The organism is Methanolobus sp. WCC4, from assembly GCF_038022665.1.
Classification (GTDB): Archaea; Halobacteriota; Methanosarcinia; order Methanosarcinales; family Methanosarcinaceae; genus Methanolobus.
Window position 1 is genome coordinate 693352 of record NZ_CP150629.1, and the last position, 25213, is coordinate 718564.

General features: G+C 47.1%; 25 protein-coding genes. 15 read left to right on the plus strand and 10 right to left on the minus strand.

Features of this window, described 5'->3' with window-relative positions:
• Nucleotides 1-31 precede the first annotated feature (31 nt).
• From V7O63_RS03475 to V7O63_RS03485, 3 genes are all read right to left on the minus strand, one after another.
• Complete coding sequence (locus tag V7O63_RS03475) at nucleotides 32-3661, minus strand: hydantoinase B/oxoprolinase family protein (RefSeq protein ID WP_340820133.1); 3630 nt, start codon at nucleotides 3659-3661, stop codon at nucleotides 32-34.
• Nucleotides 3662-3746: 85 nt separating this feature from the next.
• Nucleotides 3747-4415 carry a protein-L-isoaspartate O-methyltransferase gene (locus V7O63_RS03480; RefSeq protein ID WP_340820134.1) on the minus strand — a complete coding sequence of 223 codons (669 nt, stop codon included), beginning with the start codon at nucleotides 4413-4415 and terminating at the stop codon, nucleotides 3747-3749.
• Complete coding sequence (locus V7O63_RS03485; protein WP_340820135.1) at nucleotides 4385-5035, minus strand: HVO_0476 family zinc finger protein; 651 nt, start codon at nucleotides 5033-5035, stop codon at nucleotides 4385-4387. Before V7O63_RS03485 ends, V7O63_RS03480 begins: the two co-directional genes overlap by 31 nt.
• A gap of 246 nt (nucleotides 5036-5281) precedes the next feature.
• On the opposite strand from V7O63_RS03485, the gene V7O63_RS03490 reads away from it, so the two are divergent.
• The 4 genes from V7O63_RS03490 to V7O63_RS03505 all read left to right on the plus strand — a co-directional run bounded on the left by V7O63_RS03490 (nucleotide 5282) and on the right by V7O63_RS03505 (nucleotide 9437).
• Complete coding sequence (locus V7O63_RS03490; RefSeq protein WP_340820136.1) at nucleotides 5282-7555, plus strand: PAS domain S-box protein; 2274 nt, start codon at nucleotides 5282-5284, stop codon at nucleotides 7553-7555.
• Between the two features lie 159 nt (nucleotides 7556-7714).
• Entirely contained in the window at nucleotides 7715-8539 is an 825-nt protein-coding gene (locus V7O63_RS03495; RefSeq protein WP_340820137.1) for a hypothetical protein, read from the plus strand.
• Nucleotides 8540-8598: 59 nt separating this feature from the next.
• Nucleotides 8599-8880: a hypothetical protein gene (locus tag V7O63_RS03500; RefSeq protein WP_340820138.1), complete on the plus strand. Its 282-nt coding sequence runs from the start codon at nucleotides 8599-8601 to the stop codon at nucleotides 8878-8880.
• A gap of 5 nt (nucleotides 8881-8885) precedes the next feature.
• Nucleotides 8886-9437, plus strand: coding sequence for a winged helix-turn-helix transcriptional regulator (locus V7O63_RS03505; protein WP_340820782.1), 552 nt, complete (start codon nucleotides 8886-8888; stop codon nucleotides 9435-9437).
• A 2-nt stretch (nucleotides 9438-9439) separates the two neighbouring features.
• Here V7O63_RS03505 and speB read toward each other — a convergent pair whose 3' ends face one another.
• The 5 genes from speB to V7O63_RS03530 form a co-directional block, all read right to left on the minus strand.
• Nucleotides 9440-10309 (minus strand): agmatinase, encoded by an 870-nt coding sequence (gene speB, locus V7O63_RS03510; RefSeq protein WP_340820139.1) that lies wholly within the window; start codon nucleotides 10307-10309, stop codon nucleotides 9440-9442.
• Between the two features lie 43 nt (nucleotides 10310-10352).
• Nucleotides 10353-10736, minus strand: coding sequence for a translation initiation factor IF-5A (locus V7O63_RS03515; protein ID WP_340820140.1), 384 nt, complete (start codon nucleotides 10734-10736; stop codon nucleotides 10353-10355).
• 177 nt (nucleotides 10737-10913) lie between these two features.
• Entirely contained in the window at nucleotides 10914-12635 is a 1722-nt protein-coding gene (locus V7O63_RS03520; RefSeq protein WP_340820141.1) for an aldehyde ferredoxin oxidoreductase family protein, read from the minus strand.
• A gap of 33 nt (nucleotides 12636-12668) precedes the next feature.
• Nucleotides 12669-13046 (minus strand): methylated-DNA--[protein]-cysteine S-methyltransferase, encoded by a 378-nt coding sequence (locus V7O63_RS03525; protein WP_340820142.1) that lies wholly within the window; start codon nucleotides 13044-13046, stop codon nucleotides 12669-12671.
• Nucleotides 13039-13764 (minus strand): matrixin family metalloprotease, encoded by a 726-nt coding sequence (locus V7O63_RS03530; RefSeq protein WP_340820143.1) that lies wholly within the window; start codon nucleotides 13762-13764, stop codon nucleotides 13039-13041. Before V7O63_RS03530 ends, V7O63_RS03525 begins: the two co-directional genes overlap by 8 nt.
• Before the next feature lie 118 nt (nucleotides 13765-13882).
• Here V7O63_RS03530 and V7O63_RS03535 point away from each other — a divergent pair, with 118 nt between their 5' ends.
• The 9 genes from V7O63_RS03535 to V7O63_RS03575 all read left to right on the plus strand — a co-directional run bounded on the left by V7O63_RS03535 (nucleotide 13883) and on the right by V7O63_RS03575 (nucleotide 22328).
• Complete coding sequence (locus V7O63_RS03535; RefSeq protein ID WP_340820144.1) at nucleotides 13883-14701, plus strand: HAD family hydrolase; 819 nt, start codon at nucleotides 13883-13885, stop codon at nucleotides 14699-14701.
• A 248-nt stretch (nucleotides 14702-14949) separates the two neighbouring features.
• Nucleotides 14950-16566 carry a methyl coenzyme M reductase system, component A2 gene (gene atwA / locus V7O63_RS03540; RefSeq protein ID WP_340820145.1) on the plus strand — a complete coding sequence of 539 codons (1617 nt, stop codon included), beginning with the start codon at nucleotides 14950-14952 and terminating at the stop codon, nucleotides 16564-16566.
• A gap of 53 nt (nucleotides 16567-16619) precedes the next feature.
• On the plus strand, nucleotides 16620-18143 hold the full coding sequence (locus V7O63_RS03545; RefSeq protein WP_340820783.1) for a methanogenesis marker 3 protein: 1524 nt from the start codon (nucleotides 16620-16622) through the stop codon (nucleotides 18141-18143).
• Nucleotides 18144-18145: 2 nt separating this feature from the next.
• The gene (locus V7O63_RS03550; RefSeq protein WP_340820146.1) at nucleotides 18146-18580 is read left to right on the plus strand and encodes a methanogenesis marker 6 protein; all 435 of its coding nucleotides are present in this window, start codon (nucleotides 18146-18148) and stop codon (nucleotides 18578-18580) included.
• Nucleotides 18581-18589: 9 nt separating this feature from the next.
• Nucleotides 18590-19051, plus strand: coding sequence for a methanogenesis marker 5 protein (locus tag V7O63_RS03555; protein ID WP_340820147.1), 462 nt, complete (start codon nucleotides 18590-18592; stop codon nucleotides 19049-19051).
• Nucleotides 19048-20289: a methanogenesis marker 15 protein gene (locus V7O63_RS03560; RefSeq protein ID WP_340820148.1), complete on the plus strand. Its 1242-nt coding sequence runs from the start codon at nucleotides 19048-19050 to the stop codon at nucleotides 20287-20289. The genes V7O63_RS03555 and V7O63_RS03560 overlap by 4 nt, the downstream gene beginning before the upstream one ends.
• Nucleotides 20290-20293: 4 nt before the next feature.
• Entirely contained in the window at nucleotides 20294-20890 is a 597-nt protein-coding gene (locus tag V7O63_RS03565) for a methanogenesis marker 17 protein (protein WP_340820149.1), read from the plus strand.
• Nucleotides 20890-21828: a methanogenesis marker 7 protein gene (locus V7O63_RS03570; protein ID WP_340820150.1), complete on the plus strand. Its 939-nt coding sequence runs from the start codon at nucleotides 20890-20892 to the stop codon at nucleotides 21826-21828. Before V7O63_RS03565 ends, V7O63_RS03570 begins: the two co-directional genes overlap by 1 nt.
• Before the next feature lie 29 nt (nucleotides 21829-21857).
• A complete protein-coding gene (locus V7O63_RS03575) occupies nucleotides 21858-22328 on the plus strand; it encodes a carboxymuconolactone decarboxylase family protein (RefSeq protein ID WP_340820151.1) in 471 nt (156 codons plus the stop codon).
• 66 nt (nucleotides 22329-22394) lie between these two features.
• On the opposite strand, the gene V7O63_RS03580 is transcribed toward V7O63_RS03575, so the two are convergent.
• Entirely contained in the window at nucleotides 22395-23321 is a 927-nt protein-coding gene (locus V7O63_RS03580) for a presenilin family intramembrane aspartyl protease PSH (protein ID WP_340820152.1), read from the minus strand.
• 100 nt (nucleotides 23322-23421) lie between these two features.
• A complete protein-coding gene (locus V7O63_RS03585) occupies nucleotides 23422-23775 on the minus strand; it encodes a metalloregulator ArsR/SmtB family transcription factor (RefSeq protein WP_340820153.1) in 354 nt (117 codons plus the stop codon).
• A gap of 193 nt (nucleotides 23776-23968) precedes the next feature.
• Here V7O63_RS03585 and V7O63_RS03590 point away from each other — a divergent pair, with 193 nt between their 5' ends.
• Both V7O63_RS03590 and V7O63_RS03595 read left to right on the plus strand, forming a co-directional pair.
• Nucleotides 23969-24307 (plus strand): carboxymuconolactone decarboxylase family protein, encoded by a 339-nt coding sequence (locus V7O63_RS03590; protein ID WP_340820154.1) that lies wholly within the window; start codon nucleotides 23969-23971, stop codon nucleotides 24305-24307.
• 52 nt (nucleotides 24308-24359) lie between these two features.
• Nucleotides 24360-25157 (plus strand): (Fe-S)-binding protein, encoded by a 798-nt coding sequence (locus tag V7O63_RS03595; protein ID WP_340820155.1) that lies wholly within the window; start codon nucleotides 24360-24362, stop codon nucleotides 25155-25157.
• Nucleotides 25158-25213: the final 56 nt, after the last annotated feature.

Genomic DNA, 25213 nt, shown 5'->3' on the forward strand with positions numbered 1-25213 from the left:
TCGTCCAATGATGCTTAAGTGGTATCCTTACTTAACACTTTTCTTTTGATTCTTCAGACGGTGAACCAAACCCTCCTGCTCCCGGTGTCTCCACCACGAACAGATCTCCTTCATCCATCTCAACAAGTTCCCGTCCACCGAGTTCCTCAACGTCCCCGCTGTTCCTCACAATATAATTATGTCCGGTCTTTCCGTCCTCTCCACCGTTCAATCCCTTCGGAGCGAACTTTCTGTGACTGGAAATGATGGCTGCTCTCATGGGTCTGAGGAACCGTATCTTCCTAACGACGCCATTTCCTCCGGCATAAGCTCCCATGCCACCGCTTCCTTTCCTGACCGAGAACTCCTCGAGTCTCACCGGGAATCTCCATTCCAGTACCTCGGGGTCCGTTATCCTGGAATTCGTCATGTGCGTCTGAACAGCGTCTGTACCATCGAAACCTTCACCTGCACCTGAACCGCCGCATATGGTCTCATAATACTGGAATTCCTCATCCCCGAATGTGAAATTGTTCATGGTGCCCTGTGAACCTGCCACAACTCCCAGCGCTCCGAAAAGTGCATCAACGATATACTGCGAGGTCTCCACATTTCCTGCCACAACAGCAGCAGGATACTCAGGATTGAGTATGCTCCTCTCAGGGATGGTGATATCAAGCGGCTTCAGGCATCCCTCATTGAGTGGTATATCCTTCTCAACAAGTGACCTGAAAACATAGAGCACAGCCGCCTTGCAGACAGCCACAGGAGCATTCAGGTTCCCCGGATGTTGTCCCGAAGTTCCGGTGAAGTCGATATGTGCCTTTCTCCTCTCACGGTCAATGCTCACTTTTACGTGAACAACGGTCCCGTCATCAAAGGAAAGTGAGTATTCCCCACCTTTAAGCACCTGTATAACCCTTCTTACCGATTCTTCCGCATTGTCCATCACATGCTTCATATATGCCTTAACCGTCTGCATGGAAAAATGACCCACAAGCCTCTCCAGATCCCTGGCTCCCTTTTCATTAGCAGCCACCTGAGCCTTCAGGTCAGCGATATTCTGGAAAGGATTGCGTGCAGGATACTTTCCCGAGTTCAGCCATGTGTGAACCTCCTCCTCAAGGAATCTTCCCCCAGAGACTATCCTCTGCCCCCCGGTAATCACGCCTTCCTCCTCGATATGCCTGCTCTCAGGCGGTATCGATCCCGGTGTAACCCCTCCGATGTCAGCATGGTGTCCTCTTGAGGCGACGTAGAATGCAACCTCTCCCGCATGGAAAACAGGAGTGATTACTGTGATATCAGGCAGGTGTGTCCCTCCCTCGAACGGGGAATTGAGCATGAAGACCTCCCCTTCTTCCATATCAGTGAACTTCCCGATGATAGCTCTCACACTCTCTCCCATGGAGCCGAGGTGAACAGGTATATGGGGTGCATTGGCTATGAGGTTCCCTTCACGGTCGAAAAGCGCACATGAGAAATCAAGTCTCTCCTTGATGTTGACAGAATAAGCGGTATTCTGAAGTGTATATCCCATCTGTTGTGCAATGGACATGAACCTGTTATTGAAGATCTCAAGCATCACCGGGTCGGCTTCGGTACCGATCGCTTCCCTCTCTGGCAGCGGTACGATCCTTTCAAGAACAAGTTCATGGTTATCGGTCAGCTCTGCCTGCCATCCCGGCTCGATGACAACGGTGGTGTTGGCTTCAACAATGACCGCAGGTCCTTTCACCTTCCTTCCGGCAAGTGCTTCCCTTCTGTGGACCGGTGTCCTGTGATGATTCCCGCAGGTGAAAATGGTGGTCTCGGGCAGTTCATCAACCACTTTATTCTCATCATCTGCTATTATGGACCCCTGCATCTCCTCCCCTGCACCTATTATCTCAGTAGAGACCGCCTCGATGACCAGTTCCTTGTTCTCCATGATAAAGCCAAAACGGCTTTTGTGTTCACTCTCAAATGACTTCCTGATCCCTTCCTCATCACTGAGGGTGACAACCATGGAGGTCCCTGCATCCTCATACTTTACATGGACCTTATGCAGCGCACTGATCTCTTCATCAGGCACACCCTGCATTCGCATCTCTTCCCTGCCGCTATTTTCCAATCCTGCAGCAATATCCTTCAGTTCAGGGATAAGCTCTCTCTCCAGTTTCTTCTCCACCGCATGTTCCTTAATTATACGCTGGTCTGCAAGCCCCATGCCGTATGCGGAAAGCACTCCTGCCAGGGGATGTATCAGTATCTTCCTGATGCTCAGTGCATCTGCAACACCACAGGCATGCTGCGCCCCTGCTCCTCCGAAGCAGCAGAGTACGTAGTCCTTGGTGTCGTATCCACGCTGGATGGATATCTTCTTGATAGCGTTGGCCATGTTCTCGATGGCTATCTTCAGGAATCCCTCAGCAACCTGTTCTGCACTGTGCTGTTCTCCTGTGAAGTCACTCACTTCCTCTGCAAGTGCAGAGAATCTCTCCTTCACGACATCAGCATCAAGTGGCATGTCTGCGCTGTGTCCGAAAACATGAGGGAAATACTGCGGATCTATCTTCCCCAGCATCAGGTTACAATCGGTGATAGTGAGCGGTCCACCTTTGCGATAGCAGGCAGGTCCCGGGTCAGAACCAGCGGAATCAGGCCCAACTGTGAATCTGCCAGCCTCGAAATGAATAATAGACCCGCCACCTGCAGCCACGGTATGTATATAGAGCATGGGTGAGCGCAGGTGAACTCCCGCGATCTCGGTCTCAAAGCTCCTTTCATATTCCCCGCTGAAGTGGGCCACATCGGTGGAAGTCCCTCCCATATCGAAGGTCACCACCTTCTCAAAACCTGCCAGCATGGAGGTTTCCACAGCTCCAACGATACCGCCGGCAGGCCCGGAGAGGATACAGTCCTTGCCCCTGAACTGTGCAGCTTCCACCAGTCCTCCGTTGGATTGCATGAACATCAGTTTTGTGTTCCCTCCTCCTGCTTCAAGGGTTCCTGCTACCATATCGATGTACCTTCGCAGCACCGGGGAGAGATATGCATCCACAACGGCCGTCTCACCGCTGCTTATCAGCTTCATAAGGGGACTTACCTCGTGTGACAGCGAGATCTGGGTGAATCCAATGTCCTCTGCGATTCCCCGGAGCTGAAGCTCGTGTTCAGGATAACGGTAGGCATGCATCAGAACGATAGCCACAGAACGGATACCCTGTGAGTATACCTTTTCCAGTTCCTTTCGTGCATTCCCGGTATCAAGTTCGATAACTTCTTCACCGGATGCGCTGTAACGCTCCTTTACTTCGACGACCTCTTCATAGAGCAGGTCCGGCAGTTCTATGTTCAGTGCAAATATATCGGGCCGGTTCTGGTAACCTATTCTCAGTGCATCCCTGAAACCTTCGGTGATGACAAGCGCGGTGGGTTCACCTTTGCGTTCAAGTAAGGCATTGGTTCCCACAGTTGTTCCCATCTTGATGGACGATATGATCTCAGTGGGAAGTGCGTCCTCCGGCCTGATGTCGAGTATCTTCCTTATACCGTGCATGGCTGCATCAGCATAATGTTCAGGGTCAACCGACAGGAGCTTGTGTGCAAGCAATTGTCCGTCAGGTTTACGGGCAACGATATCGGTGAATGTGCCTCCCCTGTCTATCCAGAATTGCCATTTCTCATCTATTGAGGACATATTTTTCCTGCCGTGTATCGGTAATTGTAAGATATGCTACGCTCAATGTTCATGATATTAAAAGTAGTTTCGCAGTTAGTAGCCTTTACTTCTTTCCTCTCTGGCTGTCGTAGGGATTGAAACCATAATGTCCTATCAGTGGGACGAAGATAACTCCTCCCCAATCCTGTTTCGTGACCTCTCCATCCCGGGATTTCCTGATTATGTAAAGGCGTTGGTATCCTTCTCCTTCAGGCAGGACCATGATACCACCGGGTTTTAGTTGTTCAATAAGTGGAAGCGGCGTATCCGGTGCAGATGCGGTCACACATATCCTGTCATAAGGTGCATTGTCAGGCCATCCGAGTGACCCGTCCCCGAGTATGACCTCTACGTTAGAGTATCCTGCTCTTTCCAGATTGTCATGTGCAAAGACCGCCAGTTTGTCAAGGCGTTCAATAGAATAGATCTTCCCCTTTTTCCCGATGATCTCTGCCATTACTGCTGCATTATAGCCTGACCCGGCACCGATCTCAAGTATACTGAGTCCTTCTTCAAGTTCAAGAAGGTCACACATCATAGCTACCATATGCGGCGCTGATATTGTCTGTGCATGGCCTATGGACAAGGGGGTGTCCACATAGGCACTTGATGCGTGTATGGAAGGTACGAAAAGATGTCTCGGTACCTTCTTCATTGCTTTAAGGGTTCTTTCGCTGACTCCCTGTTCAGCAAGTGACCTAACTAATATCGCCCTTTCCCTTTCATACTCCATTGGGTTTTCCCATCTCCCCAGCTTTTCATGTAGACTTCCTCCGCAAATATCCTCTTGATGAATTTTGCCGGCACAGCGATACCGGTGCGTGATTCAAGGCTCCCATCCCTGATCTTGATCTTCTTTATCCTGACATTCTTCCGGTCGACCTTCTCTTCCTTCCCGATAATGAACTCATATCCACCGGGAACTCTCTTCTGAAGGGCGTCCGTGCTTCTCCCATGATGGACTGCGATCTTAACTGATACCTCATCGATAGCCCTGCCCCAGATGGTGTCTATCTCCGAAGCCTTCGCCATCTTAGGCCTCTTGTCTCCTGATTCTATTGCAGTGACAAGGATCGGGTATACTTCATCAGATTCACCGTCATCGACTATTATCTCATCTTCGATCCTCAGTTCCTCTTCTGATGTCATCAGGGTGGTCTTTGTAAAGGACTCATCTCCCTTGCTGATAATAACCTTTATGCTGAATGTCTTCGTTTTTTCTACTTCTGCCGGATGGACGTTCCCACATTCCTGGCACTGGACGACCATATTCTGTCCGGACTTCAGAACATCATGCATCACACTCATCTTTGGTGAGCAGGATGGACATACTACTTCTATTTCATCGTACATATTCTCAAATATCCATTGTCTGGAGCAGGTAAATAATTATCTGTGAGTGTGCTGTTCTTAAGCAACTTCACCTGAATACAATGCAAAACTTAATTTACCAGGCATGCAATAATTTCTTTGTATTGTGGGAATATATTGATGTGCATCACTTGCACTGTTATATAGTTTGGTGCATAAAATTGATTATCTCTGTTAATTCAATTGTATGGGAATGATCGTCTGTTAAAACCAGTGGTATTTGTGGTCATGAATGGGTCTGATAGAAAAATTCCATTCAAGGCTATCATCGAGAAGGATTTCAATGTTGTAGAGGTGAGCCCATGCGCTTCTCTTATGAAAAAGCTTGAGATCATGATACCGGACATCATAGTCATCGATGGTTCCATCCATGACCCGGATACATATGAGGCATGCCAGGATGTCAAGTTCTCCGACAAATACCATTTCATTCCGGTGATCTTTACAGGACCTTCTCTCCCATGGAAGCACAAAGTGAGACTTGTAGAGTCTGGTGCTGACGATTATCTTGAAGAAGCCTTTGATAATGAAGACACTATAGCTTACCTGAAGGCCCTTGTTGACAAAAGGAAGAATTTCAAGTGTCTGGATGACAGGCATAATGAACTTAAAAAAGAAGTCTCCGGTCAGGAGGCTGGTGCGTCTGTAGGTCTGAAACCTGAAGACGAGGATCTGTTCAAAGTCTTTTTCCAGCAGTCAGCAGTAGGTATTGCCCGGTTGACAGTAGAAGGTAATTTCCAGAAGGTCAATGAACGTTTTTGTGATATAGTAGGTTATAGCCGGGATGAACTCTACTCCATGAACTTCATGGATATCACATACCCCGATAGTAGCGGGATCGAAGAGGAAATGATGATTAAGGTTCTTTCAGGGGAGACCGATTCCTTCGAGATCGAGAAGCGATACGTCCATAAAGAAGGACACATCGTATGGGTAAGGCTGTATGTGAATGTGATCAGGGATGGATCAGGGGATATTAAATATGCCTTTGCAATAGTGGCAGATATCTCAGCTCGAAAGAAAACCGAGTCCTTGCTTTATGAAAGTGAGGCAATTTTCAGGTCAATGTACGAATCAAGTGGTATCGGTATTACCCGGATGTCCGTTAAAGAAAAAAGAATACTACAGGCAAATGATGCATTTTGCAAAATGCTGGGCTATACTGAAGAGGAGTTGGTGGGTAAGCTCCTGAAAGATATCAGTTATTTTGAGGACCTCCCAAAGAACATCGAACTACAGAATCAGTTGGTTGCAGGGGATATAAGTTCTATTCAGATGGAAAAAAGGTATACTCACAAAGATGGTCATCCTGTTTGGGGATATCTAAATGCCAATCTGATATTCGATGAGGCTGGGAATCCATTATACTATATTGGCAATGTTATTGATCTCTCTGAAATGAAAAAATCCCGGCAACTGCTTGAACAGAGTGAAGAAAAATACCGTACTTATGTAGATTATTCTCCCTATCCAATTTTTGTAGCTGATGCTAGCGGGAAGTACGTTGATGTCAATCCTGCAGCATGTATCATTACAGGGTATACAATGGAAGAGATGCTGGAGATGAATATTACAGACCTTTGTGCCCCTGAGTATCTGGGAGCAGCGAGGGAGCATTTTAGAGCGGTAAAGGGTCAGGGATATGCATCAGGGGAGCTCTTATTCATCAAAAAGGATGGAACTCCTTTTTTCATGCAGGTGGAGGCTGTCATACTTGATGAAGACACTTTTATGGGGATATGTGTTGATACCACTGAGCACAAGATGGCCGAGAAACTGCTGATCGAAGCAAAGTTACTCGCAGAGGATGCATCCATGTCAAAGAGCGAGTTCGTGGCGAATATCAGTCATGAACTGCGTACGCCACTGAATATAGTCATAGGATATTCCGATATCCTGTTAAGTGAGATGTCAGGAAAGCTCAATGAGAAGCAGATGAAGTATGCAAATAGTGTAAAGAATGCAGGTTCCAATCTCCTCGAGATAGTCAATTCCCTAATATATATAGCTGAGATCGAGGCAGGTGACTGGAATGTTCATCTGTCCCAATTTGAGATCCTTCCTATCATTGACGAGATGAGGAAGGTCACAAGGACCAGCACTGCTAAAAAGAACATATCTGTCGACTTCAAGGTGAAGGATGATATTGATCATATTGTTGCTGACAGATCAAAATTCCTGCTGATACTTCATCACCTGATAGGCAATTCTATAAAATTCACTCCTGATAGCGGTTCGATTAATATCCTTGTCGAACGTTCGGGGACGGACCTTCGTGCGTCTGTAACAGATACGGGTATCGGTATTCCTGAAGAGAAACAGGAACAGTTGTTCGATCCTTTCGTTCAGATAGATTGGTCCCATGCCCGCAGGTATTCAGGTGTAGGTATTGGTCTTTCACTTGTGAAAGAGCTTGTCGAGATGCATGGTGGCAGTATCGGTCTGGAGAGTAAAGTGGGTGAAGGTACCAGAATATGGTTCACGATCCCTCAGGAAGAATGATATTTTTTACTCTCTAATTAATGTATTTTCCTTTCTGTCATTCTTCGATCGTTCGAAGCTTGTATCAATATTCGATGTCTGTACCAGAATCATTAATATAAGCCAGCCCAATTTTCAATTAGAGACTTTTCTGTCCGGAGGAGAAAAGGGAGGCTTAATATGAAAAATAAAATGCTTAGAAATATTGTGGTGCTTCTCATAGGGGTTGCACTGATCATGGTATCCGGTTGTACGGATACATCGTATTCAGAGGAAACGCCTGAAGAAGATATGGTTGAAGAGGAAACTGCTGATGTGGATGCAGAAGTGCCTGAAGACATTCCCGAAGATGCTATGGAAGAGGAAACAGATGAAGTATCGGATTCCGTAATAGACCCTGCAGATTTCACTGATCCTGTTGGCAATCCATACTTCCCGCTGGAAGTTGGTACAACCTTCATTCTTGAAGGCGAGTCCGATGGTGAGGACATCAGGGTAGAGATGTATGTCACCGACCAGACAAAGGAGATCATGGGAGTTATGACCATGGTCATCAGGGAAAGAGAATGGGAAGACGGTGAGCTTGTGGAAGATACATTCGACTGGTATGCCAATGACAATGAAGGCAATGTATGGTATTTCGGTGAGGATTCCAAAGAGTATGACGACGGCAAGCTAGAGAGCACTGCGGGATCATGGGAAGCAGGTGTTGACGGTGCAGAACCGGGTATATTGATGAAAGCGGATCCGCAAGTAGGCGATATCTACCAGCAGGAATACTATGAGGGTGAGGCAGAGGATATGGCTGAGGTGCTGAGTCTTGATGCATCCGTGACAGTGGAATATGGCTCGTTCGATAACTGTCTCCAGACAAAGGAGTGGACACCGCTTGAACCGGGGGTAGAGGAAAACAAGTACTATGCCAGCGGCGTTGGTATCCTTAAGGAGGAGGCTGTTGTCGGAGGCGATGAGGTGCTTGAGCTTGTGGATATCACAACCGAATGAAAGGAGGACAAGCATCCTTCTTTTGCTTCATTTTTAATTCTAAGAGGTGATGGGCCTACATGGGAATGGAAATCGACAATGTGATAGTCCTGCTTTCAAGTATACTGGCACTGGTATTGTTCACCATATCCCTTGCTGCGTATCTGAGAGAACGCAGAAGGAAACTATTATTGGTCACTGCAGCTTTCTTCTCTTATTTCCTGATGGGGTTCCTGGATTCGACGGAATCTTTCTTTCCGATGATAGGGGATAGTCTGGAAGTATGGGGTAGTGTCCTCAATTTTGTGGTTTTGCTGCTGTTCTTCTTTGCCATGGTGACAAAAGAGCAGATTAGGGATTGAACGGAATGGGACCTGAGCTCGAGCTTGATACCAGGAAGAGGATATTCGATACTATCCACAGTTCGCCCGGGATACACCTGCGTGAACTTGAAAGACATCTTGGTATAGCAGTGGGAAATCTGCAATATCATCTTCACTACATGGAGAAGAAGGGCCTTGTCTCAATACTTCGGGACGAACAGTTCGTCCGCTATTTTGTGAAGGACAGAGAGCTGAGTGATAATGACCGGATGATCCTTTCATTTTTAAGGAAAAAAGCCTGCAGGCATATCCTGATGGATCTTATGGAAGAACCGGGAATGAACAACAAGGGTATCTCATCCAGTGTGGGTCTTTCTCCTTCCACGGTCTCATGGCATCTTAACAAGATGGTAGCATCGGGTGTCGTCAGCAAGACTGTTCATGGAAGAGAGAGCAACTTCGAGGTAGTGGACCCTGAGACCGTTGCAGGGTTAATGATCAGCTATAAAGGCAGTTTCTTCGATAAACTGCTCGATAATTTCATTGATATGTGGGAACTCGGATCAGCATCAGAAAATGAAAAGCATTACAAGTGAGTCTATCTCTCACTTGCAGCGTGTGCCGCGATGAACTCCCTGAGGAGTTTTGTTCCAAGCAGTGCACTTATGCCGTTATCGTACTCAGGTGCGATCTCCATTACATCAAAACCAACGGATATCGGTGCAAGTTCACGTATAACCTCACGTACATCGATATCTGTGAGTCCGAATGGTTCCGGTGTGCCAAGACCGGGTGCGTAAGCCGGGTCAAGTGCATCCATGTCCAGTGACAGGTAGATCTTCCTGTCGCCCAGGTATTCCTTCACTTCGGTAATGACGTCTTTTATACCCACCTCACGGACATCATCTGCGGTGTAGTATTTGACTCCCGTTTCTTTTGCATAGACCCATTCTTCCTTTGGTCCGCTGCGAACACCTATTGTCACGTATGTGTCTGTGATATCATCGCGTATGTGTCTGGAAACACATGCGTGGTTGTTCCTGATACCTCCGTATTCCTCACGGAGGTCGAAGTGAGCGTCAAGTACAACGAATCCAATATCCTCGTCCGATCCTTCGGCACATGCCTTCACACATGGATACGTAAGTGAGTGCTCCCCTCCCATCATGATTGGGATCTTGCCATCCTTTACTATGGGTCTTACTGCATAGTAGAGGTCTTCCAGTGTCTCGTCCACGGAAGAATAGGGTTCAAGGTTGCCTGCATCATGGATGAGCAGGTCCTGGAAGTCGATATCGAAATGCTGGTTGTATGTCTCAAAATTAGCAGAGGCCTTCCTCATTGCATCAGGAGCCCAGCGGCTTCCGGACCTGTAAGAAGATGTAGAATCAAAAGGAACGCCGAATATAACATACCTTGCTTCATCATAGTCTGCAAGGGCATCCATCATATCAGGTTTATAGAACATGATCCTGTGGATGAAAAATAAGAAAAGGAAGTTTGGGGTTCGATCATCTGAGATCGAACTTCATCCTGCCCATTGCGGTAAGGTAGGAAACCTCTTCACCCTCAATGATCCTTTCCTTGTATTCGTCAGGAATGGTCATCTCGAATGTTGAGAAATCGCCCATGTCCATGAGCTGTGCGACATCACCAGCGACGGAGAGTACCTGTGCGTTCTTTCTCTCGACCACAGGAACGTAGATCTTATCGGAAACAGGGCTTACGAATGACCTCTTCTGCTTGTCGAAAAGTCCGATGACATCTACTCTTGCCTTTGCTGAACCGTGTTTACCTGGCTTTGATTTGGATATGCTCTTGATAACGCAGGCCTCATCGTCCACAACGACGTATTTGCCTTCTTTGAGTTCTTTAACTTCAACTTGTACTTTCACTTGAAATCCTCCATAATCGTAACAATAAGTTATGAGTTTAAAAGGTCTATTGGTATAATTCCCAATGCTATATAATAAATTTACCTTTGGTTCCCGTAGTAGTGGGGGGTTATAATTGAAAGTACCCGTATATATGTATTAGTATATCCAGATCATCCAGCAGAACAAAGGATAGTCCTATCTCTTCACAGCAATACCCAGTTCCTTCAGTTTCCCTTCAGTGGGAACCCCATCATCATCCCATCCCCTGAAATGATAATAATCCGATATCGCCTTCTCGAACTCTCCCCTGTCGATACCATCCTCGCCAAAGAATCTCTCCGGGAGAGTGTCATCCTTCCATGTGAATCCTGCTCTCAGGTTGAACATCCTCTCAAGGTTGAATATCCTTTCACCTGCCGTAAGCATTTCTCCGGCAGAATAATCGTTTCCTGTCACATGGGCGAGCATCGAGGCAAGTTCCACTTCTCCTACAGCAAGCATGGAGAACGGACACATGACCATTGAGTCTATCACTGCGCTGAGGTTCTGGAAATGTCTTACAAGGGCGGCTTTCCCGTCGAAGGACCTCCTGTCAAGCAGGAAAGGTTTTCCCATTATCTCAGGAGCCACCATGAAAGCGCTGAGATGCGACCCTCCGGTATTAGAAGTTGCATAGGCTATTGCCATCCCTGCCATCTCTCTGGGGTCGTAACCCGGAAGTTCCAGTCCCTTCACCGAGGTGCTGTATTCCTCCTTATCAACAGAGCAGAGGTAGGCATGTGAACCCCTGCAAACATCATGTTCTCCGCTTCCTATCTCAATGAGCATTCCCTTCACTTCATCCATTTCCATCCATGGGTTCACTTCCATGTATGCAGCAATGGCTGCACCGCATGAGAGAGGGTCCAGTCCGTAGTCGAAACAGAGCCTGTCCATCTCCATGATAAGTTCCATATCATCGTTGCCGATGTTAGGTCCGAAGGCCCAGATCGAATCGAAATCGGGTATGGGGCTGCCATCCTCTGTAGTTCTTCTGCATCCGATGGGGCATGCATAACAGGGTTTTTGTTCTATCTTATGATCCGTGTTAAGTTTCTCAGCGGAGAGTTTTCCGGCACTTCTATCTCCCCTTTCACTGAAATTGCGTGCAGGAAGCGTTCCTGTATGGCTTAGGAGGTCTGATATGACCGAACTTCCATATTTCTGTAGTCCTTTTGATGCAGGCGGGTTTGCCACAAGGAGTTTATTTACTTTTTCCACATCCTCCTCAAAAGCCTCAGGTTCAGCTATCTGGACCCTGTTCGTACCCCTGACGACAATGGCCTTCAGGTTCTTTGAACCTGCAACCGCACCGTGTCCTCCGCGACCACTGGAATAGATGCTGTCGTTGACGATGTTCGCCATGCTGATAAGTCTCTCCCCGGCTTTGCCAATGCATGCGACCTTACTTTTCCCTTTATCCTTTTTTGCAAATATTGCGGTGGTCTCCGACGTGCTCTTTCCCCAGAGGTGCCCTGCATCCAGTATTTCCACATCCTCATCGTAGATGTTGAGGTACACTGGTCTTTCTGCTTTCCCAATGATCACAAGGGCATCTATGCCTGCGAATTTAAGCTCGGCCCCGAAGTGTCCTCCTGCATTGGAACTGAATATGGTCGAGGTAAGTGGTGATCTGCATGTGACTGCAAAATGTCCTGACATGGGAGCCGCTGTTCCGGTAAGCGGTCCGGTGGTGAAGATGAGCGGATTCTCAGATCCCAGCGGGTCGACTGTTGGATCTGCAAACTCCTCCATCAGCCGGCACCCCAGCCCCCTGCCTCCGATGAACTGTTCTGCAAATGCTTTTCTGGTCCTGGTCTCTGTAACCGAACTCTCCCCAAGGTCAACGATCACTGTCCTTCCTGTCCATCCGAACATTTTCTTCTCTCCTCATGGATATCTGTCGTAGTATTATTCATCCTTTTCCTCAGAGATCTTGATGGCTTCCATCTCCAGCATCCTTCTTTTCAGATCCACCTTCTCACCACAGGTCTCTCCGCAAAATCCGCCGATCCCCGAGGAGGAGACTACCCGGTGGCATGGTACTATTATGGGATACGGGTTCCTGGCGACCGCAGTTCCAACGGCTCTGGCAGCACCCTCTTTTCCTATGCGACAGGCAAGTTCCTGGTATGTCACTGTTTCCCCGTAAGGTATCTTCCTCACTTCTTCAAGGACCGTTCGCTGAAAATCTGTGAGAACGGACAGGTCCACCTCATGGTCAGAGAAGTCTATAATTTCCCCTCCAAAGTATCTCAGAATGGCCTGGTATATCGTCATATCAGTCATCCTCATCCTCTCCGCCTGTGTCGTTGAAGACATCATCTTCGAGTTCCCTTCTCTTTTTCCTGTAGTGGAGCCAGCCTGTCCCGTGGTATGATATCACGATTATGGCACCGATGGTCAGGACCAGAAGTATGGGCCATGTTGAGCGGAGCAGAAGGGGGTTGAGACTCTCTCTGCGGTCATATGTGGGGTACATGATATCGTCCCGGTCGCTGCTGTGCCCAAGTCCCAGTGCATGTCCCAGTTCGTGAATGGCTATGTCCTCCATTGCAGTATCGCCATATTGGTTCCATGAGTAACCCTGGTAGTTCCCGGTCTCAAGCACAATGTCGATACGCTTGAACCGCCCGTTGACAATGTACGGTCTTGTGAATCCTGCAACGCTGTCCTGTGCACCTGTATCTTTCTCAAGGTTGTCCACCCACATTATCAGTATGTCCGCATTGTCAACGTCGACTATCTCAAAGTCTGCTTCATATGTCAGTTGTCCGTTGCCACCACTATCCCAGTATTCCAGTGCCTTCTCCACATCTTCCCTGTAACTGGGGCTATAGTGTTCAGGAACATCCCTTTCATCTATATAGACGGTTATAGGGCTGTGGTCCCAGGGTTCGAATAGGATCACAGGATCCTCAATGTCCGAACGTTTCATATTCTCAAAGGCAAAGGAAAGTGCGATAAGTATTATCAGGGCAATAATTATTCGGTTGATCCTGGTCATAGCACCTGCCTGCTATCAGAGACTTGTAGTTGTTCGCATATTAGTCATTTGGCATGCTCTCTTTCAAAGGATGGGATCCATGATCAGACATATATCCGATAAATACCGACTATCCTCTATGGAAAAACGTGTTGCTGTTGTCTTTGACAGTGCCGGGACACTGTTGCATATGTATCGTGTTGCAAAGGAAATGAGCACCGGCTCTATTATCGAGGATGTGCAGACAACCCTTCTGGTGGCACAGGAGAAATACCGGGCGCTGGTCGTTCTTCGCACAAGTCTTGATGAACTTGGAGGGTGTGAACCGGATATGGAGCTCCATGAGTTCATCAACACATATGGTATCGATCTTGGGATCAGTTGTTCAAGCAGTCCTTTCCACATTGATGATGTCTATGATATCATCAGGAAGAACCGCACAAAGGTGAGTGATATCAATGACGTTGTAGGTCTTGTAAGAGGGCGCTGTCCTCATGTGTTCTATCTCGCCGCAGGACTTATCGTGGATTCCCGGGAGGATATGGTGCCCTACGTGCTCAGCACAGGAGGACAGGTGTATTCCAACACTTCTGAGACGATCAGGATTCTGAGGGAACTGGGGGCTGATATCTACATAGCTTCCGGGGATGATGCCCAAAATCTCAGCACCCTTGCATCTTCTCTTGATATTTCTATGAAGGACGTTTTCCCGGTTGCCACAACCCGTGATAAGGAGCGCATAGTAAGGGATCTCAAAAAGAGTTATGATAAGGTTCTTATGGTGGGGGATGGCATGAACGATATACTGGCTCTGAGGGCTGCTGATGTGGGAATTCTTACCTCACAGCAGGGGGATGAAAGGCCGCAGGTACTCAGGGATGCCGCAGACATCAATATATCTAATATCATCGATGTAGTGGACATAATAAAAAAAATAGACGATTTCATAACATTGTAAAATCAATATCTAGCGCTCTTTTGTGGAGTTAACACCGCGAAGCAGATGCGTTATGTTTATGTATTGAGTTCAATAATCCAACAGTAAATCTTTAAAAAGATCGCTAAAAACTTGTTATCAGGTCTGCATGGGTTCCGGCAGAACTAGTTTTGTACGCAATCTGCATAACCGTTAAGTAATTTGAGTAGATATGCATATCATTATTAGTGCAACAGGACTCCTATGCACCCCTGGACGGAGGTAATCAAATGGCATTATTCATTGAAGTCAAAAACCTGACACTTGAATTTGATGGTGTCAAAGTTCTCAAAGATATAAACCTGACGATCAACGAGGGAGAAGTTCTTGGAATCCTTGGTAGGAGCGGTTCGGGTAAGACAGTATTGATGCACGTCCTGCGTGGTGTTGAAGAGTATGAAGGTATCAGTGGCGAAGTAATATACCACCTCGCAAGATGCGATAAATGTGGACACATAGAGCCACCTGGCAAAGCAGGACAGCAGTGCCCTGCATGTGAGCAGGATACCCTTAAGCCCTTTGAAGCTGATTTTATCAAACTTTCATTACATGATAATGACAGGCGTGAGATCACAAAGAGGATCGCTATCATGCTTCAGCGTACATTCGCCCTCTATGGTGATGACAGGGTCATTACCAATGTGGTGAACTCACTTACTGAGATAGGTGTCAGCAGCGAGACTGCTCTTTCCCGTGCTGTGGAACTTCTTGAGAAGGTTCAGCTCTCACACCGCATGATGCATGTTGCACGTGACCTCAGTGGTGGAGAGAAACAGAGGGTGGTACTTGCACGTCAGCTTGTAAGGGACCCAATGCTTCTTATTGCAGATGAGCCAACCGGTACACTTGATCCCAGGACCGCAGAGATCGTCCATGATGTAATTGCAAAGGCTGTCAAGGACTACAACATGACAATGGTCATCACCTCACACTGGTCTGAGGTAGTAGAGGACCTTGCTGACAAGGCTATCATCCTTGAGGATGGCTCAATTGTAAAGGAAGGAGATCCTTCCGAGGTTGCAAATGAGTTCATGGAGATGATCTGCACTGTTGAAAAGAAGTGCGATGTCGTTGTAGGTGACCCATTGATCAAGGTCGATAATCTTGTCAAGAAGTACATCTCCGTGAGCAGGGGTGTTGTTTACGCCGTTAACGATATCTCCTTTGAAGTGAAAGAAGGAGAGATATTCGGACTTGCGGGTACAAGTGGTGCAGGAAAGACCACAACATCCGAGATACTTATGGGAATCGTGCAGCCTACAAGTGGTGAGGTCCAGGTGCGTGTCGGAGAAGAATGGGTGGACATGAAGAAGCCTGGTCCTGAATGCAGGGGTCGTGCTGTCAAGTACATGGGTATCCTTCATCAGGAGTACGGACTCTACACTCACAGGACGATCATTGACAATCTCACAGAATCAATAGGTGTGGACCTTCCATACGAGCTTGCTGTCAGAAAGGCGATAAACACCCTGAAGGCAACAGGATTCACAGAGGAGAAGGCAAAATCTATATTATCGAAGATGTCAGATGAGATTAGCGAAGGTGAGAGGCACAGGGTTGCACTGGCTCAGATACTTATGAAGGAGCCGAATATCGTTGTAATGGATGAACCAACGGGAACAATGGACCCGTTCACCAAGAAGGATGTCACAAAGTCCATCCTGGAAGCACGTGAGAAGATGGGTGATACATTCGTCATCGTTTCACATGACATGGACTTCCTTGAGGAGATATGTGACCGCGTAGCTCTTATGAGAAATGGTAAGATAGTCAGTGTAGGGGAACCGGCTGCCGTCCTGTCACAACTTACCGATGAAGAGCGCATAGAAGCGGCAGCAGAACCATGATATCTTGATAAGTTACGGAGGAGTTTGGCACGAGTGGCGAAATAACGGTAGAGATCAACGGACAGGAATTGAAATTACCACAAGGTTCGACCCTTGAGGACGCCATCAAGGTGTCAAACGCACCTTATAAGAAAGGAACAGCAGTCGGAATACTCATTGAGAGGGAGGATACTAAGTCACAGGCCTCTGTGGAATATGTCGTTAATACCTCTAAGGGTGAGTTCAAGATCGAACTGCTGGATGAATCCTCCCCATCCTCTAAAAGATGGGTCTCTCTTTTTAATGGACTTTCCGACCTGTCGGTTCGCTGGACAAGCAGGGATGCGCTGGCTTTCGGACCATTCCCTACGGATATGGAACCGGCTCGTGGCAGTACTGATATGGAAAGGTTCACTTTACTTTTCGGTGCAGGTGGCGGTGATGCTGCAAACACCCATATCATCATCAGTAAGGCAAAACATACCTCAGAGTACGGAGCACCTGAGGACGGGGTCTTTGCAAGGCTCATAAGCAGCAAACATGTCCTTCCCGAACTTGTGAAAGGTGACAGGATATTGTCCGTGGAACCTGTCATTGAATGGGAAAAGGCAGGCGACCATATATCGACCACAGACCTTTCCCTTAAGCTTGAGGATGGCTCGAAGATCTTCACATACGTTGAGATAGAGATCGACCCTCTTGCACCTGAAGGCGCTGAATTCTTCTTTTCTGTCACCAGGGATAGCACTTTCCATGTGGATCTCGGCTCGACATCATTCATATCGGACCACAGGTTCCAGGGGGAACTTGTCACTTACGAGAACTTCGAATCACGCTCAACAGGTTCCGTCTTTGTAAGGACAGTAGGTTATGGTGCCGGTAAGCTGTTCATATCAACGGATGACCGCACGTCATCTATCATGCATTCTGTCATCGGGCATGTGTTAAAGGGCATAGAACTTGCAAGGATGGCGGAGAAGGGACAGAAGATCATGGTGGAATCAGTTCCTGACCGGATAATGCTTCTTGGAATGACCAACAGCGAAGCCGAAGATGCAATGAGCTCAGAGGGTATCGAGATGATCAGGGAAGGATACACGGAGGACGACGGTTTCATTGTCAAACAATCACCTTCCACGACCATAGAGATACTACATGAAAAGAAGGTCACGGTACAGGGAGTAGACCCTGAGATGCTTGTGGAGATCGAGCTTTATGATGACCTTGCGCCAAAGACCCTTGATTTCTTCAGGCATGCGGTCGGCCTGCAGTACAATCCTGTAGGCATCCTTCCCGTAATGATGACCTACGAGAACACCTATATCTTCAAGGCTGAGAAACCGGCGGAATCATACAAGGAGATCTTCCCTGAGAACTCTCCTAAGATGACCGTGGCCGGTGAGATAGGTGTTACCAACCAGTCAGCGAAAAGGGCCGGTATGGTGGGTGTGAAGACAACAGATGATGACCTTTTCGGACCTACGGGTGAGAAGTTCGGAAATACCAATATCATAGGAAAGATCCTTGATATAGAGAAACTCAAACATTTCAAGGATGACGATCTAATGTATATTCTGGAGCGCAGCAGGGAGGAATGAAGATGGCCGAAGATAATGAGGATGTCATAACAAAACTTGTAGTTACAAGTTCGGATAGCGTGCTGCCTATCGATGCTGCCATGAAGATATACGAATCCAGTACTGATATAGTTATTAAGGAAACATGTTTCGGGACCATGGTAACAGGCCCCAGGGAATCTGTGAACAAAGTGGTTAAAGAGATAGTCGATCTGGACCGGAACCATATATTCGTAAAAGAACGAGGTTTCCCTCCCGGAGATGAGAGGCGATGCCGTGCTTCCCGTGGAGGAGGGTCAAGACCTGGCTTCTATTTCCTCAAGGAAGAGGCAATGATGCTTCCGATGATCGGCAAAGCCCTGGACAAATATGACCAGCATGTTCCTCTCAAGGAAACAGAACACAAGAAAAAACTTGAAGTGAAAGAACTTCAGGATCTGATAGAATCCAGCTTATGAGGCAATACAATGGCTAAAGTTATCATATACCCTACAAACAGTCTGATCCTTTCTGACCTGGTGCAGAGGTTCGGCCATACACCCCTGGCAATGATGGAAAAGATAAAGGAAAAGGTCACTACTGTCGGTGTTGATTCACCACCTATGAACATCACTGCAGAGGAGCCAAAGCACGGGCTTAAGTATGCGGCAGTGGAGGTCCCTGCAGGTGTGAGGGGCAGGATGGCTCTGGTGGGCCCGATGATAGAGCAGGCAGAGGCCGGTATCATTGTAGGTGAATCACCAATGGCGTTCGGTTGCATGGGCTGTGCACGTACCAACGAGCTTACAAAGTACCTCATAAGAAGCCGTGACATGCCTCTCCTTGAGCTGGACTTCCCGGAATCTGATGATGAAGGGCAGGAATTCGTCTACACCATCGCAGAATTCCTGAAGTCATTACCTGAGAGTAGCGGGGAGGATGAAGAATGAATGAAGAAGCTGTTGTAAAGGTGGCTCTTGTCTCATGTGGTTCCGAATACGCAGGTGTCCACGGTGAGCTTGAATCAGTTGCAGCGAGCGTTAACGCAAAACTGGTTTATCCCGAGGTAGAGATCGATCTCCTTGATGATATCGGTAAGGACTTCGGTATCGAAGCTGCAAGTCCTGACCTTCGTCTCATGATGGCAAGGGCAAAGGCCGTTGTAGAAGGGATCACGGATGTTGACGGAGTATTCATCACTTCATGTTTCAGATGTGCAGAGGCTGCCATTGTCAGGAACGAGGTACGTCGTTACATTAACAAACATTCCGAACTTCCGGTTATCAGTTATTCTTTCACAGAGCGTACAACTGCAGCAACACTGCTGACCCGTATGGAAGCCCTTACAACCATCGCAAGACGCAGACACCTGCTTGCAAGGGAGAAGCAGAGCGGGCTTACTGCCGGTATCGACTCAGGTTCAACCACCACAAAGGCAGTTGTCATGAGGGACAACGAGATCATAGGTTCAGGATGGGTCCCTACCATCAAGGTCATTGACAGTGCCACGGAAGCTTTCAACCAGGCCCTTGAGGAGGCCGGTGTCAAACAGGAGGATATCCAGGCGATCGGTACAACAGGTTACGGTCGTTTCCTGATAGGTGAACACTTTGATGCCAGACTCATCCAGGAAGAGATCACTGTCAACTCAAAGGGTGCTGTATATCTTGCAGATTCCCAGAAGGGCCATGCCACTGTGATCGATATCGGTGGAATGGACAACAAGGCCATATCAGTTGATGACGGGATTCCCGGAATGTTCACAATGGGAGGTATCTGTGCTGGTGCATCAGGACGTTTCCTTGATATGACCGCAAAGAGACTTGGTGTTGATATCACGGAGCTCGGTGCCCTTGCTGTGAAAGGCATGGAGCAGAATGTGGATATGAACAGTTACTGTATTGTTTTCGGTATCCAGTCGCTTGTCAACTCACTTGCAAAGGGATCGACACCTGAGGATGTTGCTGCTGCTGCATGTCACAGTGTCGTAGAGCAGATATTCGAACAGCAGCTTCAGGAGGTCGATGTGAAGGAACCATTGATCCTTGTGGGAGGTTCATCACTTATCGAAGGTGTGCCAAAGGCCCTTGGTGAGCTGCTCAAGATAAATGTTCTTGTACCACCGAACTCTCATCTCATCGGTGCTGTAGGAAGTGCTTTACTGGCATCAGGATACGTGGAGGAGTAATTCTATGGATGCCCTTGAGACTTTCATTGTAGAGTCCACTGTCCAGTCAGAAGCAGATGCGTACAAGAGCATAGTCGCTGATATAATCACAGAACTGGTACTCGGTGGCGCCATCGGCAGGATAAAGGTAAGAGTAAGGCCTGAAGATTCCCTTTACCTCATGGCCGTGATCCTGAGAGGTAGCCAGCCTAAAGTGAAAGTATCTGATATGGGCAGCGTTGATATTACCAACCAGATCACAAAAGAGGTCACTATCTCGATAGAACAGGAGAAATATCTGCCTGAATTACTTGAACAGCTCTGGGCAAAATACGGACGTGCAGGGGTACGTCAGCCGGAAAGGAAGACCCTCATCATGACCGTGGAGGACCTGGACAATGATGTGGAAGAACTGCGGAACATAGTTGTCGCTGATCCGCAAAAGACCCTACAGTCAAGACTTGTAGAGATGGCTATCAGGTCCACTCCGGAAGGTTTCAGGGTTCGCTATCATTCACTTGATGGTCACAGGTTCGTGTTCGCAGCCAGTGAGGACATCCTTAAACCTGAGTGGATACAGGAAGCCCGTAACATTGCCGAAGAGCTAATGGAGGATGAATAATGGCAGCGATACTGGAGCCCTATATCTACGAGGGTGGTATACACCAGCACACCCTCATCACCGAACTTCTGGAGGACCTTGGAGGCTATCTTATACAGAAGGTGCCTGCAGCTACAGAGGTCACTCTTGTCATGCTCATCCCAAGGGACGATGTCCATCTTATCGAGGAACTGGGGAAAAAACTCCTTGGAAAGCTCGAACGTGCACCACTCACAGGTACTGAGATCGCTGTGGTCTCCCCTACACTTGCGTCCCACCACCTGCCACACTCTGCATGTGATGTGGCGGAGTTCATGCGAAGGGGAGGCTCCAATACCAATATGATCGGTCTTGCGAGGGGTATGGGCAGAAGGGTCTCACTTTCCGATAATTATGAGAGGAAGCTGATCAATGAACATGACCTTGCTGTATTTTCCTTCGGTACTTTCAGTGATTGTATAAAGAACAAGAAGCCAAAGCTCCTTGAAGGTGTCACCATTCCTAAGATCGTCACCGGTGGTCCTCTTGATATTAAGACCGAGGATGTGGAGAATGCCGACCTTTATGTCGGTGGCGTTGGAAGGGTAGCTCATCGAATGAGAAAACCCGGTGAACTCAGTGCACTTGACATACTGCTTGAAAAGGTAGTTGAAGTTGTGGAGAAGATGCGTGAGGACCTTGCAAAGGACCCTCTGGCCGTGCTGCCTCCAAGGGTCATGAAAGAGATCCATGAGCAGATACCTGAGATATTCGATGTGTACTCGCCTGCTCCGGTCACTCTCCAGCTTGACGGCCTGCGTGTTAAACTCCCATACGATGAGTTCCATGAAAGGGTGGAGAACCTTGAATTCGACGAGGGTGTAAGGCTTTCTGATATGGCTTCGATCACGAGGTCCAAAATGAAAAATTATATATTGGTCAAGATCAAACGTGAATCAGAGGTAGGCTTTACCGCCTGATATCCTGTTAAAGACCACATGAGGTTATTATGGAACTTGAAAAAATAAAAGAGATCCTTGACAAGGAGCCGGAAGAGGCTGTTGAAGATATTCTGGCCGACGTTGAGAAACGATATGGTGAGATCCCTTACATAACTAACTTCATGAAGGATATGCCTGAGATCTTCATATCACGCATGATCTACGAGAACAGCGTCATGCGGGAGTTCAAGCGCATGGACCCAAAGACGGTTGAACTCATCAGCATAGCTGTGGCATCGGCACTGCGCTGTGAGCACTGTATGAAGACCCATGTCAGGGTTGCAAAGAGACTTGGTGTCTCAAGGGAAGAGATATTCGATTCAATTCTCATAGCAAGCAGTGTATCGACCGCAGCGGTCCTTGCGGAAGGCACCCGTGCCGTGGACACAGAGTTCGATGATCCCGATAACTGTCTTTCCGACTCCAACTGTTCTATATGTAATATCAATTCCAATTCCGAGCTTCCGGAAGAGGATTAAAAGTAAGGACCGGCTATTGCCGGTTATTATTTTCAATGTTACTTTTGGTTTTATTTTAAAAAAAGATCAGTAGAAAGGAGTTCCGGCCCCGGAGGCCAGTACACCCACTATGTATCCCAGTATGACACCACTGTTCAGGAATGGTAATCCTGCCTGTGGCTTTCCTTTCATGACCAGCACACTGAGTGCTATGAATCCTATGACAGTTCCTATCATTGCACCAAGGGCAGGGTAGGATATGAATCCGATGTAGCCCAATGATTCAGCTTTCTGCACAAGGAACACATTTGCCGAGACCACGAGGATCGTTGGCATGATAGCATCACCCAGTCCCATGAAGAAAGCTTCCTTCTCCTTGCCTTCTTCCTTATTGAAAGAGTCCTCAATGAATGAGTACCTCAGATGTTTGGGGATCACAAAGAGGATGGGTAAACGCAGGTCCATGACACCTTCCGCGAGGTCGATCATGTGCTTTGTCTTGTAAACGGATATCGCATCATATATTGCAAGCAATGCAAGGAGCACCAGTACCGGAAGTATTGACAGGGATATTCCGAATATCGCACTTGCCCCTGCTCCTATGATAAGTCCCACTGTGTCTATAACATACCATTCCGGGAACTTGTAGAGTAATATGGTCAGCACGGCAGCTACAACTGCGGAAATGATGTTGTTTGTCATCTCTGCGATGTCTGCAAGTGACAAAAGGGCGAAGAACACATAGAACATGGTAGCACCCACGGCAAGCAATATGGTGAGCTGTATTATCCATTCCATGTTCTTCTTGATCGCCATCAGCAGGAAGAACGTGAATACAAGGATGATACCTATATAGTAGATACTGTTCGCAGTGGAATCCGGATCTTCGAACGCCTGCATACCGCTATCGTTCATAGGTGTGGCTAAAAGCAATGCTGTGATCTGTACTACCAGTATTATGCCTGCCATCACAAGCATTGGTATATAGTCCTTTATTCCCGTCTCCGAACTCAATGGTTCAACTCCAATTATATAAATTAACGAATATTATATAAATATAGTAAAGGTATGGTTCAGTATTTAAGTGATTCTCTTTTGAAAATTGCAAGCTTTTTTATGCTCGATCTTTCCTGTCTTCCCCAAAGAGATCGAGCACCGGGCTGACGTCGATACTTAGCCGATAGTACTTCCATTTTGACTGATTATAGGATTCAATTATTCCATTTTTCTTCATAACTGACAGGTGATGGGATATCAGGTTTTGTTTTTGCTCGATCTTATAGATAAGTTCACATACACAATGGTCTCGTTCAGACAAAAGGTATGCTATCCGAAGGCGTGTGGGATTTGCAAGTACTTTCAGGTACTGGCATATACTTTCAACTGCTTCAGGGGACATTACCTTTTCCTGCTCCATCTCTTCTTCCCACATAAGTCTTATCACAGGATCTTCCGGACAACATCGCATAATTATGACAACTTCTGTTTAACATAAGTAATTTATTGATGATCAGGGGACCAGCCTGTAATTCTAACATGGGCGATCTGATCTTGTTTATTCCTGTACTCATCAGTGATCTTTCTGTTAATATCAACATTTTTTGATTTGCACATCATGCATATTTGTGCTATGGTGTCTCTGGAATGTACGAGGTCTGTATATGTCATTCTTAAATGAACAATTGCCTGAAACGGCTGAATATTTTGCAAAGATGCGTGATTCCATATTTGGAGAAACTTCTCTTGATGTAAGAACAAAGGAGCTTATTGCTGTTGCAACATCCGTTCTGATGAGATGTGAGTACTGTACTGAAATTCATTCAAAAAGGGCGATCTCCAATGGTTCTAACCAGAAAGAAATTGCAGAAGCGATCGCTGTTGCAATGTTCGTTGCAGGTGGTTCCCAGTTAGGGTGGACAAAGGTGTATGACAATATCTTCACCGATATCAGGGACAAGGATAGTGAAAAGAACAACTTGTGTTGCGGGAACCCAAAATAGGATACTTCTGCATCAATAGGCTAATATGAAGATAATATGAGAGGTGATCAGGATGATGGATCCCACTATGAAGATCAAGTGTGTGAGCAATGCCATGTCAAACGTTACCAGAAGAAAGATCATGGGTCTGCTCAATGAGGACAACAGGTCAAAGAAAGAGATCGGCGAGGCAGTCGGACAGTCTATGCTGGACTATCATTTGCAACATCTGCAACAGGCAGAAATGATAGTCGTTAAGGATAAGATGGTAGAAATTACAGATCTGGGCAGGAGTTTTATGGCGTCCGGGACCAGCAAGCTGGCAGAGAAAAAGAATGATCTGTCCGGGGCCAGACCAATTGATGTTGTGGAGATTAGGCAGCTCCTTCCATGTATTGCAGACTCGAGCAAATACAGGATCATTGCCCGTCTGGAGCCACCACTGGAAAGTGCTCTTAAGTTGATGGAACCACTTTTCCCGAGGTCGAGATATTCGGAGAAACTCGGGGTATTGATCATCCAGAAAGGTGTTAGGATGATCACCCTCTATTCCACCGGTGCTGTCACTTTGACCATGGTCGATGATCAGGAAGAGGCACTGCAGATACTTGATGACCTCAAGGAAACCATAAATGAGGCGATCAAAAAAGGCATTACACCTGCTACAAGGGAAAAGATAAGGGTAGATCATGCAGAGATCTATAAGTATCTCCCGAAAACCAATTGTCATATATGTGGTGAACAAAGCTGCTACTCATTTGCTATTCGACTGGTAGCCGGGGAAACAACACTGGGCAGATGTACAGTGTTGCAAGATAACAAATATTCAGTGAATCTCGAGCATCTTCGGGTTCTTATGGAATATCTTTAATGATAACTGGTTGAGGATGTCCGGCATTGTTCTCACAGGCGGGAATAATGCGGCAT

Bases quoted from the DNA above. Each gene is read 5' to 3' on its own strand.
- V7O63_RS03565 (WP_340820149.1), top strand. From the start codon at position 20,294: ATGGATGCCCTTGAGACTTTCATTGTAGAGTCCACTGTCCAGTCAGAA.
- V7O63_RS03525 (WP_340820142.1), bottom strand. From the start codon at position 13,046: ATGACTGATATGACGATATACCAGGCCATTCTGAGATACTTTGGAGGG.
- V7O63_RS03520 (WP_340820141.1), bottom strand. From the start codon at position 12,635: ATGTTCGGATGGACAGGAAGGACAGTGATCGTTGACCTTGGGGAGAGT.
- atwA (WP_340820145.1), top strand. From the start codon at position 14,950: ATGGCATTATTCATTGAAGTCAAAAACCTGACACTTGAATTTGATGGT.
- V7O63_RS03495 (WP_340820137.1), top strand. From the start codon at position 7,715: ATGAAAAATAAAATGCTTAGAAATATTGTGGTGCTTCTCATAGGGGTT.
- V7O63_RS03505 (WP_340820782.1), top strand. From the start codon at position 8,886: ATGGGACCTGAGCTCGAGCTTGATACCAGGAAGAGGATATTCGATACT.
- V7O63_RS03570 (WP_340820150.1), top strand. From the start codon at position 20,890: ATGGCAGCGATACTGGAGCCCTATATCTACGAGGGTGGTATACACCAG.
- V7O63_RS03585 (WP_340820153.1), bottom strand. From the start codon at position 23,775: ATGCGATGTTGTCCGGAAGATCCTGTGATAAGACTTATGTGGGAAGAA.
- V7O63_RS03595 (WP_340820155.1), top strand. From the start codon at position 24,360: ATGATGGATCCCACTATGAAGATCAAGTGTGTGAGCAATGCCATGTCA.
- V7O63_RS03535 (WP_340820144.1), top strand. From the start codon at position 13,883: ATGGAAAAACGTGTTGCTGTTGTCTTTGACAGTGCCGGGACACTGTTG.
- V7O63_RS03575 (WP_340820151.1), top strand. From the start codon at position 21,858: ATGGAACTTGAAAAAATAAAAGAGATCCTTGACAAGGAGCCGGAAGAG.
- V7O63_RS03480 (WP_340820134.1), bottom strand. From the start codon at position 4,415: ATGGAGTATGAAAGGGAAAGGGCGATATTAGTTAGGTCACTTGCTGAA.
- speB (WP_340820139.1), bottom strand. From the start codon at position 10,309: ATGTTCTATAAACCTGATATGATGGATGCCCTTGCAGACTATGATGAA.
- V7O63_RS03590 (WP_340820154.1), top strand. From the start codon at position 23,969: ATGTCATTCTTAAATGAACAATTGCCTGAAACGGCTGAATATTTTGCA.
- V7O63_RS03490 (WP_340820136.1), top strand. From the start codon at position 5,282: ATGAATGGGTCTGATAGAAAAATTCCATTCAAGGCTATCATCGAGAAG.
- V7O63_RS03485 (WP_340820135.1), bottom strand. From the start codon at position 5,035: ATGTACGATGAAATAGAAGTAGTATGTCCATCCTGCTCACCAAAGATG.
- V7O63_RS03550 (WP_340820146.1), top strand. From the start codon at position 18,146: ATGGCCGAAGATAATGAGGATGTCATAACAAAACTTGTAGTTACAAGT.
- V7O63_RS03475 (WP_340820133.1), bottom strand. From the start codon at position 3,661: ATGTCCTCAATAGATGAGAAATGGCAATTCTGGATAGACAGGGGAGGC.
- V7O63_RS03560 (WP_340820148.1), top strand. From the start codon at position 19,048: ATGAATGAAGAAGCTGTTGTAAAGGTGGCTCTTGTCTCATGTGGTTCC.
- V7O63_RS03555 (WP_340820147.1), top strand. From the start codon at position 18,590: ATGGCTAAAGTTATCATATACCCTACAAACAGTCTGATCCTTTCTGAC.
- V7O63_RS03500 (WP_340820138.1), top strand. From the start codon at position 8,599: ATGGGAATGGAAATCGACAATGTGATAGTCCTGCTTTCAAGTATACTG.
- V7O63_RS03530 (WP_340820143.1), bottom strand. From the start codon at position 13,764: ATGACCAGGATCAACCGAATAATTATTGCCCTGATAATACTTATCGCA.